General features: G+C 32.5%; 12 protein-coding genes. 1 reads left to right on the forward strand and 11 read right to left on the reverse strand.

Annotation, left to right across the window (positions count from 1 at the left end; translation table 11 throughout):
- The 11 genes from B2671_RS10135 to B2671_RS10185 all read right to left on the reverse strand — a co-directional run.
- Positions 1 to 490: hypothetical protein (locus B2671_RS10135; RefSeq protein ID WP_346870303.1), on the reverse strand; the 490-nt coding region annotated here is incomplete at its 3' end.
- A 139-nt stretch (positions 491 to 629) separates the two neighbouring features.
- On the reverse strand, positions 630 to 1,610 hold the full coding sequence (locus B2671_RS10140) for a serine hydrolase domain-containing protein (protein ID WP_346870313.1): 981 nt from the start codon (positions 1,608 to 1,610) through the stop codon (positions 630 to 632).
- Positions 1,611 to 1,615: 5 nt separating this feature from the next.
- On the reverse strand, positions 1,616 to 3,904 hold the full coding sequence (locus tag B2671_RS10145; protein WP_346870304.1) for an excinuclease ABC subunit UvrA: 2,289 nt from the start codon (positions 3,902 to 3,904) through the stop codon (positions 1,616 to 1,618).
- A gap of 90 nt (positions 3,905 to 3,994) precedes the next feature.
- Entirely contained in the window at positions 3,995 to 4,930 is a 936-nt protein-coding gene (locus B2671_RS10150) for an AraC family transcriptional regulator (protein ID WP_346870305.1), read from the reverse strand.
- Between the two features lie 213 nt (positions 4,931 to 5,143).
- Positions 5,144 to 5,368 carry a DUF3189 family protein gene (locus B2671_RS10155; RefSeq protein ID WP_346870314.1) on the reverse strand — a complete coding sequence of 75 codons (225 nt, stop codon included), beginning with the start codon at positions 5,366 to 5,368 and terminating at the stop codon, positions 5,144 to 5,146.
- Between the two features lie 57 nt (positions 5,369 to 5,425).
- The gene (locus B2671_RS10160; RefSeq protein WP_346870306.1) at positions 5,426 to 6,181 is read right to left on the reverse strand and encodes a PHP domain-containing protein; all 756 of its coding nucleotides are present in this window, start codon (positions 6,179 to 6,181) and stop codon (positions 5,426 to 5,428) included.
- A gap of 472 nt (positions 6,182 to 6,653) precedes the next feature.
- A complete protein-coding gene (locus B2671_RS10165) occupies positions 6,654 to 7,016 on the reverse strand; it encodes a VOC family protein (RefSeq protein ID WP_346870307.1) in 363 nt (120 codons plus the stop codon).
- 89 nt (positions 7,017 to 7,105) lie between these two features.
- Entirely contained in the window at positions 7,106 to 7,369 is a 264-nt protein-coding gene (locus tag B2671_RS10170; protein ID WP_346870308.1) for a hypothetical protein, read from the reverse strand.
- Between the two features lie 160 nt (positions 7,370 to 7,529).
- Entirely contained in the window at positions 7,530 to 8,258 is a 729-nt protein-coding gene (locus B2671_RS10175; protein WP_346870309.1) for a DUF2812 domain-containing protein, read from the reverse strand.
- Positions 8,259 to 8,273: 15 nt separating this feature from the next.
- On the reverse strand, positions 8,274 to 8,594 hold the full coding sequence (locus B2671_RS10180; protein ID WP_346870310.1) for a PadR family transcriptional regulator: 321 nt from the start codon (positions 8,592 to 8,594) through the stop codon (positions 8,274 to 8,276).
- A 342-nt stretch (positions 8,595 to 8,936) separates the two neighbouring features.
- Entirely contained in the window at positions 8,937 to 9,875 is a 939-nt protein-coding gene (locus B2671_RS10185; RefSeq protein ID WP_346870311.1) for a YafY family protein, read from the reverse strand.
- Between the two features lie 127 nt (positions 9,876 to 10,002).
- On the opposite strand from B2671_RS10185, the gene B2671_RS10190 reads away from it, so the two are divergent.
- Positions 10,003 to 10,455, forward strand: coding sequence for a VOC family protein (locus B2671_RS10190; protein WP_346870312.1), 453 nt, complete (start codon positions 10,003 to 10,005; stop codon positions 10,453 to 10,455).
- Positions 10,456 to 10,676: the final 221 nt, after the last annotated feature.

The raw sequence follows: 10,676 nt of genomic DNA on the forward strand, positions 1-10,676 counted from the left end.
TTTCTTTCTCTTGACTTTTGATTTCTAATTTATCATTTATTTCTGCTTTTAAGGCTTTTAGCTTTTCATTTCCATCAACAAATTCTTTTTTATCTCTTAAACTTTTTAGTTCTTCAATTTTATTTATAAGTAAATCTTTGTCCTTAAGCTTGCTTATATCAATAGCTTCAAGTTCTGAAATGCCTTTATTTATTAATTCTATATTACTATTTGTTAGATTATCTTTAAACTGATTTAACTCTTCTTTTAGTCCTTCAACTTTTTTATATTCTTTATTTACAATAATCTGATCACATTTATTAATTAGATCTTGGTATTTTTCCTCATTTGAGTTTAAAAGAAACGTACTAATACCATCTTTATATTCCACTACATAATTACTAAAATCATTTATTATTCTATTTCCTTTTAAATTTGTATAACTAACAACTCCAACTATGGCAACTATAACCACTATTAAAATTATTATATATTTTTTATTATTTTTCATTTTATCCCCCTACATAAGAAACGTGGTTAATACTATTTTTCTATACCTATCCTATCCCTTTGAGTATCTTCACCTGCACAAATTGGAATTTGTAAAACTTCAGATTAGCCTCATAATCTCACTGATAAATTAATATATACTATACACAATTCTCAAATATTGGTTCAATATAATCTTTAATAAGTTTTAAACTATCCTTCGCATATGGCTTTAAAATAGAAGCAATAGAAACTACCATTTTTTTCTTTGTATTAACATAGATCGCATTTCCTCCCTGTCCCAAAGCTGCATATATATGTTCTTTATCATCAATAATCCACCACAGATAGCCATAGGCCAGCTTTCCTCCTCGACTATGCTCATTTATACTTTCATCTATCCACCACGACCGTATAATTTGTTTATCATTCCATATTCCATTATTTAAGTACAATTGACCTATTTTTGCCATATCCATTGGGGTCAAGGTAAGACCCCAGCCTGCTGTATTTACCCCTTCAGGGTCAACAACCCAACCACTAACATTTTTATCTTTTGGAAAGGCAAGATGTTCTTCTTTATTTGGTAACACCACATTGTGTCCAACATTAATTTCCAATGGCGAAAATAAATTTTCTCTTGCAAAATTAAGTACTGATTGTCCTGTTGCTTTTACAAGAATTCCGGATAAAATATGTGTTCCTACAATAGGAGAATACCTAAATTCTCCGTTCTGCCTCTTCCCTCCTAATAAATCAAGCCCAGCTTTTATCCAGTTATCGCTTGCGAAAACCTTCGCATATGGTTCTGACTTACATTTATAAGGGGCTGTCATAGTCAGCATATTCTTAATGGTAACACTCTGTATCGTTTTTTCTCCTCTTTTAACTGTGTAATCCGGGAAAAAATCCAATACTTTCTGGTTGATACTTTTGATGTACCCTTTATCTATGGCAATACCAATCAATATGGAAATAATACTTTTTGTCACTGAAAAAACATGGTTGGTGTTATTAGCGGTATATCCATTATAGTAATTTTCATATAATGTTTCACCGTTTTTTAATACAATTATGCCAGTAATATTGTTATAGCTACTGTTTATTATCTTTTCTAACCATATCTTTTTTCTTTGATTTATATGATTCATACAAGATACCCTCCTGTTCTGGAATTCGGATTATCTTTCAGTTGCTCTGGTATTCCTTTGGCAATAATCTCACCGCCCTTGTCCCCACCTTCCGGACCAAGTTCAATAATATAGTCACAGCTCTTTAAGACCTCTACATTGTGTTCAATGACAATCACCGAATTGCCATTTACAACAAGTTGATCTAATAGTTTTAATAACAATGCCGTATCATACAAGCTAAGTCCAGTGGTTGGTTCATCTAACACATATAGTATATTGCCCTTTCGATGCCGTCCTAGCTCTTTGGCAAGCTTCACTCTCTGTGCCTCACCACCACTTAAAGAAGAAGATGGCTGACCAAGGGTTAAGTACCCCATGCCCATTTGATCTAGAATACGTAGCGGTCTCACAATGCTATTCTGATCTGCAAAGAATGAAATGGCTTCGGTAACGCTCATCTCTAACACATCGGCAATGTTTTTTCCTTTATAGTCTACAGAAAGACTTTCTTCATGAAACCGCTTTCCATGACACATCTGACAGAGCTTATCTACGGAAAAATTGGAGGTCAGAAAGATCCTTTCATAACCACTACCACCACAGTCTGGACATGCCCCTTTAGAATAAAAGGAAAAATGTCCACCACTCATGTTTCTTATTTTTGCTTCTGGCTGTTTTGCAAAAAGCTCCCTGATCTTATCCCAGATACCAATATAAGAGACTGGCGTAGAACTGGAATTTCTTCCAATAGGCTCCTGAGATATCTTTGCAAAGCCACTAATCAGTTCTACTCCTACTATACCAGTTGCAAGACCATATTTTCTGGCACTAGCAAGACGTTTCAAAAGCGTCTCCTCAATGAGCGAACTCTTCCCACTTCCGGATAATCCAGCAATACCAACCATGACATGAAGTGGAAATGCTACAGTTAAGTCCTTTAAATAATGGGTATTTGCATGCTCTAACATTAGACAGTCTTCCTTATCAAAGGCATGCTTTCTGACCGTCCTTTCCGGCATCAAACATTTGCCTGAAAGATACTGACTAAGCATAGTATCTACATTTTCATATCCTTCATAATTTCCCTGGTAGACAACCCTTCCACCTTCTATGCCTGCTTTTGGACCAATCTCAATAATATGGTCTGCATGACGAATCATCTCTCTATCATGCTCCACCATAATCACTGTATTACCAATGTCTCTTAATTCCTTTACCGCTTTGATCATGCTTTCCTTCTCCGATGAATGTAATCCTGCCATGGGTTCATCAAAGACATAAATCAGAGAATTCAGTTTAGACTCCAAATGGAGATGGAGAAAGATTCGCTGTACCTCACCACCGCTTAAAGAAGACATCTCCCTATAAAGAGTCAGATGCCCTAAGCGAAACTGAATCAAATGCTTCAATTTCTCCACTACATTCTTTACCACGTTCTTACCAAACTGAGATAGTTCTTCCTCCGGTATTTCCTTTAGGAAATCAAGAAGACCTGTCAGTGTCATCTGCCCCAGTTCACCAATGTGCTTTCCATGAAGGAAGACTTCTCTTGCTTCTTCGCCGATTCGATGTCCATGACAATCTGGACAAAGGGTCTTTGCATAAACTTCCTCCACATCCTCGCCCTTTTCATAAGAATTTCTTAATATCCGCTCCAGACAGTAGCTTTGCTTTCCATTATCATATGTCCCATAGATGACTTCATTACTGATATCTTCTGGAAGTTTCCATAATGGGGTTGCAAAATATACGCCGTATTTCTTCTTTAAAATTCGTAAGAAACCAGCTGTTACCTTCAGACTCTCATAGACCTCCAATAAGGTTGTTGTTTTATCTGGAATCAACTTCTCCAGATTGATATCATAATAAGAACCTCTGCCCTGGCAGCTAATACACATACCATCGGCCGTTGTATATAGAAAGAAGCCTAGGGAGAGATGTCCACTATGCTCATCTATAGCCTTTCCGTCACTGGTATATAACATGGCTAACTGGTTTAGAATTCCAGTCTTTGTGCCAACTGTAGAACGGGGATTGCTCTGCCTTATTGTATTTTGGCATACCGCCACCGTTGGACCGATTCCTTCCATGGTATCGAACCTGTCCTGGTTATCAAGTCCAGCCAGAATTCCAATGGACCTTAGATACTTGTTCTTGCCTTCTTCAAACAGGATATCAAATGCAAGACTGGATTTACCGGAACCACTGATCCCGGTAATCACCACTAGTTGATGTTTAGGAATCGCTAGACTGATATTTTTTAGATTATGGATTCGTGCTCCTTTAATCTTGATTTCTTCCATATGCTCACCTCTGAATCGATTTGCAGCATGTTAGAAATGAATGGGTTCAATGGGAAGGTAGATGTCAACCCTAATTGCCTAAATAGTAGATTACTTCACATAATTCATCGGCTCAATAGGAACGTATATATCTACATCATGGATAGGACTTCCATTTGAATAAGGTTCGTTTCGATACGCTTCGAATGGATATGAGTTTCTTGGAACATAACCACTGCTGGTTATCCACTGTTGATACATGTAATTCCAAGCATCGCTATACTGTTCCTGCTGAATCTGAAAATGTCCCACCGCATACAGTCCGCCTTCTAGTTTCATCCTCCCAAGAATACCGTCTTCCTGAACTCGTATATCCTCTGGCACCGTTAGACATAGGCTGGTACGGAATTGATTCTCCTCTCCGAATTCCGGATTATCATGATACATGGCAATCACCCAGTTTTGACCCTTCACAAGAAGATGCTGCTTATTTGCATGATCAAATAAAATCTGAATAAGATTGACATACTTCTTTGCTAATGTGTCATAGGTACCTGTATGTCTCACATAAGCAACCTGCTTTTCCTCCAAATTTTCTATAGTAATCTGCCCGGTCACAGGAATCGGATTGTCTGCCCATTCTTTCTTCACTGTGTCCTTATTATACTCTGACAGTAAAAAAGAATCTTTGCAATTCTTGCTATATTCATTCCGGTATTCTCTTGGACTGGCGCCATAATAATTCTTAAATGCACGGGAAAATACGGCTGAATCAGTATATCCAAGTTCATAGGAAATATCCGTAATATTTTTATCTGTCCGGTGTGCAAGCAAAAAAAGTGCATTCTCCATGCGAATCCGGTTCACATAATGGGCTAAAGGCTCGTTTAATATGCCCTGAAATATCCGGCTGAAATGATATTTTGAAAACCCAGCAGCATTGGAAAGTTCCTCAATGGACAGTGATTGCCCTAAATGATCTTCAATATAGTCCTGCACCTTATGAATTTTTCGTATGTATTCCTCTTGACACTTCTGATCTTGCATATGATACCCTCCTGTTCTTGATAAATATAGGATAAGGTATTTAATAAATCTTTTCAACCCACCCTCAGAAGAGTTGCTTTGAACTGCTTTCATATCACGTTACGCTAATATAAATAATCTCCAGTACAAATAGAAATAGTTATAGCACAAGCCAATGATACTTTTTATATCATTGGCTTGAATTTAATATATAACCCCTATAACAGTCAAAAATTATTTTTTCTTAAATTCCTTATTATCTAAAATAATAACCTCTGACTTATCTTCCTTTGATGCCTTCTTTGTGTGATTTACAAGTTTTATAACGTTCTTATATGATTGTTTTGCTCCCTTTACAAGCAAGGGTACTCCTAGAAAATCAATTTTTAGCCACCTAGAAAGTAATCCTCCAAAGGTCATTGGTAATGGAACTGTTGGCGACGTATTAGAAAATATAATTTTCTCATTTCTTTATACATAAAATAAATATGTTACAATTCGTTACCACTACCAAACTTAATCTCTTAATAATTTCATTAATTTATGTGCATCTCCATCAGCATTAACAATATCATCATCTGTAAGACCTGCCTCAACTGCAATATTATATGCTTTACCAAAATCCCCTACATCCTCTGATTTGTGTGCATCACTTCCCAATGAAAATTTAACGCCCATGTTCTTTAACTTTTTTATTGTTTCAATATCCATATTCTTATGAGATCTGTTAATTTCTAGAGCAGTATTTCTTTCAATAGCGACCTTTCCAATTTCAATAATATCTGGATTAACATGCTCTAATGGATGATTTAATATTGTAATTTCATATTTTTTAATAGCATTAATCGCAGCTTCTGTATAATTTCTCAATAAAAGTGGATTTTGTACCGCTCCAGGATGATAACCTACACAAATTATGTCCAGGTAATCAATTATTTCATCTTTAATATCTATATCCCCCTTTTTAGTAACAATATTACATTCTATACCAAGAAGAATCTTAAAGTCATTCTCCTTCAATAATGAACTCTTATTAAAATCATCAATTACTTTACGTACTTCTTTATATTGATTTAGTTTCATCCCGTAGATACTATGCCTATAACCATGGTCTGTTATTGCTATTTCTTTTAATCCTTTTTTTATTCCAGTTTTAACATTTGATTCAATACTTCCTTTTGCATGTTCTCCAAAAATAATATTAAATAAGGGAATATGCCCCTTTGCAATATTAGTATGAGTATGATAGTCTGCAATAATCTTAAAACTCATTTTATCCCCTCCATAGTTTTATTTTGCCCATATTACTGGATAATTCTTACCATATATCACAAATCTACACAAACAATATATATCATTACTTCTACATAGTATTTGTTTTTTTCATAAAAAAAACTCCATTATTTATGGTACGGTTCACTCTTAATTATCATAAATTTCCCCCTATATACTTTTAATATCTCCTATTACCCAATAACCCATACCCCATACCCTTGATTAAAAACATTCTGATACATCTGTCCAAAATTTAGTTACTTTATTTAGTTCCCTTTTCTGGTGTTGTGATTTTAAATGGAATTGCTGGTACATTAGGATTTAACTAGTTCTATAAGTGGATGCCATTCTAAGCTTTATTTTCAATATAAAAAAGCCTCTACCCTTTTAGGTAAAGACCTTTCAACCTATAATAAAAAAAGTGAATTAACCCAACTATATACTACAGTAAGCCAAATACTTTTGAAAATTACTCTGGAAAAACTCGTAACTGTACTGATACCCCATTTGGATCATATACATAAAAATAGCGAGTTCCATCACCAGGGTTTTGGATGGCAGAAGGATTAAGACCTCTGTCCTGCACAAGATTATGCATTTCATCTAGTTTATATGTTTTAAAGCAAATGAACATACCCTTTCCTTCAAACTTCTGACCCTGTGGCATACAGACAAGTTCAATCTCAGTTTCTCCCTTGCCATTTGTCAGAAATGCAAGCTCTCCAGCTCCTGCTTTAAAGCGTCGGGAAACAGTTAGTTCTGTAATTGTCTCATAAAATTTAATAGATTCTTCTAAGTCGTTAACCATTAAGGTTACATGCTGAATATGCATAATATATCCCCTTTACTTTGTGTAATCTTTAATAATTATCTCATAGTGAAATATGTAATGCAAGAATTGCCCTACTGCTCTATTTGTACTTATTTATTACTAAATCTATGAATAGGACCATCCCAAACTTCGTTACCATTTTGAAGTTCTATGAAGTTACCTAAAGTATATTGGTTTATTACATTATTCCAAAAAATATGAGAAACCTTATGTAAACGCAACTGTTTTACTTCCCAATTTCCTTGAAACTTATTCTCTAAATCTACACTCCCTGTTGCCCATACATTCAACTGTTCTTCTGTATAATCTTTTGCATTAATAGAATGCACTGTATTATAAAACCCACTATTCATAAACTCTTCCTTATTGTACCACCTCTCTCTCCACTGCTCAATAAATTCATACCACTTAAAGCATACATTTCCTTTGTTTAACTTGTAACTACATAAAAAACAGCAGAATTCTGAAATTCTACTGTTCCTAAAAAATACTCTTATCCATACTGTATATAATTTATAAAGACTTTTTATATTTCTTAAAGTAGGCTGAACTTGAAAAAATGAAAAAAACACCAAAAATTATAAGAAATACTGCAGTAAAATATAGTTTCCCGTTTAAATGCCATATTCCTATAGCCAACCATAGAACTCCTGAAATTGCATATAATATCCATGAACTTTTATTATCTATTGCTTTACTATTACACGTACCATCTTTTTTTATTTGCTTAATTCTAGAGTTATATGCTAAATAAGGCATAAAATTAAAGACAAATACAAATATATCAATTATCAATAATCCAACAATAATTAAAAATATAGGTTTAATGGCAACTAAAGAAACAACTAGCAACCCCATTAGAGCTATAGCTAGTATTAAAGAATATAAAGTCCCTTTTCTTGTTAGATTTCTTATACTTGTATATTTATCTATTTCTGATTCACAATCACTATAAATAGGTTTAGTTCCAGCTTGCGCTGAAAAAATGTGCATATAATTTTCTACAGAAACAATACGATTCCATCCTGCTTCTTTAAATATAGTGAAGTATTCTTCATTTGCCTCTGTTTGGTAATCTAAGTTATATATTATATCTTGAGATTTATCTTTTCTTAGTTTATAGAAAAACCCTCCTACTATATCTTCTAATATCCAACCTTGCCTTGCATATTCTTTTAATTTTTCCATATCACTTTCTTCACTAAATGCAAACCCATTAATCATTACATATTTACTTTTCAAAAATACCCCTCTTTTCTAACCCAAAAAATTTTCAGCGAATTTAATCATCTGCTTTTTACGTTCAATCTCTTTTATAAGCATCTCTCGTCCTTTATTGGTTATTTTATATATTTTTTTATTTTCATCTGTGTCACAAATTAACTCCACCAAATCTGCCGCTAAAAGCTTTTTTAATGTTGTATAAAGTGATGCAGGACCAATAGTAACTTCATTATTAGTATACTTCTCAATAGTTTTCATAATTAGATATCCATGCTTTTCGTCAACAACACTAGATAGAATATAAAAAGCAGAATCTGTTAATTCCCCTATATTAATAGAATCTTTTCTTGGCATAAAATTCTCCTTCATATTATATTTAATGATATATCATTTAATAATATATCATTAAATATAATATATCCATAAATGATATATTTGTCAAGTTTCTCTTTATTGCTTTGGTTATTTATATATTTTTATTAGAATATATAAATACACTGGCAAAAAGTTTTCTTCCGTAAACTAAATATTAATTAATAAAAAATATAACCACCTGTAAAGTCGCTATTTAATCTACTTACAGGTGGCTGTAGATATGTATGTTTAAATTTATCATTCATAGTATTTTTATATCACCAATGGAAAACTTATAAACTAAAGGATATGATTGAATTAATATTTTAGTGTAGATGAATTTTAGATTTCTTCATAATGATTTAGAATTTTTTTGATCTTTTCATAAATAATAGATTTTAACCATTGCGGTTTTACTGATTTAATACAAGTGCCATATCTAAGAAAATAATCAGATATAAAATCTTCTTCACCTACATTACAAAATCCCTTTATAATTGTCTTTGTTCCTGTTTCTATTTTCATAGAAGGATAATGTTCCTTGTAGAAAATATCCGATGCACCATCTAAAATCTCTACTTCAAAATGAATACTTTTATCAGATTGGTAAAATTCTATGGGAGAGTTTATAACATCATCAATTAGAAATTCTAACTTCTCACTACTAAAATCTAATGAGGTTATTTTATCACATCTAAAAACTTTGTATTTATTGCTATTAAGCTCTATTCCACTAGCGTACCACTGTCCAAATTTAGATAAAATTTTAAAAAACTGTATATGGTAATTTATAGTTTTATCGTTTTTCAAATACTTTATGGTGCAACTAACTTCATTAATAATACTTTCTAAAATCCTATCTAAGAATTTACTTACATTATTATGTTTAGAGGCTTCAAATTGTAAGGACTTTTTCATCTTGTTAATTTTTTCTATTTGTTCTTCCGATAGACAGTTTTCAAATTTTTCATTTAGTTTATTTACACTTAAATGAAAGGGTGTAGACTCGTAGGCATTTAGTGTGAGCATTGCAAAATACAGCGCGTATACTTCGTCTATGGTAAATATAATAGGTGACAATAATCTATTTTTCAATATAACATATTTACCGTATCTACCTTGCTCTGTATAAATAGGCATTCCCAATTCTTCTAATGAACTAATATCACGCAAAGCTGTACTTTTTGAAATGTTATATTTATTCATTAAGTCACTTAAATTGAAGCAATCCAGGTCATTTAGGTACATTATCATATGGTTTAATCTTTCTGATTTTTTCATATATCCTCCGTTTTTAAATTATCTTAAGTAAAGGTTTCACATTTTGACACCTTTAAATATTATAATGTATTTATATCAATAATATAATCATTGATATATAATTTACTACAAAAAGGAGATTAATATTATGAGTAAAACCTTAGAAACAGCTATTTTCCTTTCAATGAATGGAAAAGCACAAGATGCTATTAATTTTTATAAGAAACACTTTAACGCAGAACAGTTAATGATTGTAACATATGCAGATATGTTAAAGATGGGGGATAAATCACGAGAAATTAATGATGAAAATAAAGATTATATTTCTCACTCTGTTTTAAAAATTGGCAATACTAAGGTTATGATTGCTGAAGATACAATGGATGCCAATGAAGAGTACAAAGTTGGTAATAATACCTCTCTATGTGTTCAAAGTGCTAATTTGGAGGAAATCCATCAATTCTATGATAGCTTAATCGCAGATAAGAGAGTTAGAATAATTGTACCATTAGCTAGTAATATATTTAGTAAAGCATATGGAATCATTGAAGATCCATTTGGTATTAAAATTCAATTATCTTTCGATGAAAGATTAAAGTAAAAATTATTCTTGTAATAAATTATATGACATAGTTCTCCGTAACTATTATAAATGAGGTTTTTCCATTTTATTCTTGTGTATATATTCTACATAAATATAGTTTAATTTTAAAGTACAACATTGAAAATCCGTATTAGGATGACTAGGTCGGTTTTGAACGTTTTGTCTTCCTGGGCTATTGGTAAACTATTTCAAAAATAAAACTCGACTCACCAAGTTCG

Source organism: Clostridium sp. UBA5119 (assembly GCF_002414285.1).
Classification (GTDB): Bacteria; Bacillota; Clostridia; order Clostridiales; family Clostridiaceae; genus Clostridium_J; species Clostridium_J sulfidigenes.

What these genes read in the sequence shown, in the direction of transcription:
- B2671_RS10170 (WP_346870308.1), bottom strand. Translation starts at nt 7,369, where the DNA reads ATGAATAGTGGGTTTTATAATACAGTGCATTCTATTAATGCAAAAGAT.
- B2671_RS10150 (WP_346870305.1), bottom strand. Translation starts at nt 4,930, where the DNA reads ATGCAAGATCAGAAGTGTCAAGAGGAATACATACGAAAAATTCATAAG.
- B2671_RS10145 (WP_346870304.1), bottom strand. Translation starts at nt 3,904, where the DNA reads ATGGAAGAAATCAAGATTAAAGGAGCACGAATCCATAATCTAAAAAAT.
- B2671_RS10160 (WP_346870306.1), bottom strand. Translation starts at nt 6,181, where the DNA reads ATGAGTTTTAAGATTATTGCAGACTATCATACTCATACTAATATTGCA.
- B2671_RS10180 (WP_346870310.1), bottom strand. Translation starts at nt 8,594, where the DNA reads ATGCCAAGAAAAGATTCTATTAATATAGGGGAATTAACAGATTCTGCT.
- B2671_RS10190 (WP_346870312.1), top strand. Translation starts at nt 10,003, where the DNA reads ATGAGTAAAACCTTAGAAACAGCTATTTTCCTTTCAATGAATGGAAAA.
- B2671_RS10185 (WP_346870311.1), bottom strand. Translation starts at nt 9,875, where the DNA reads ATGAAAAAATCAGAAAGATTAAACCATATGATAATGTACCTAAATGAC.
- B2671_RS10165 (WP_346870307.1), bottom strand. Translation starts at nt 7,016, where the DNA reads ATGCATATTCAGCATGTAACCTTAATGGTTAACGACTTAGAAGAATCT.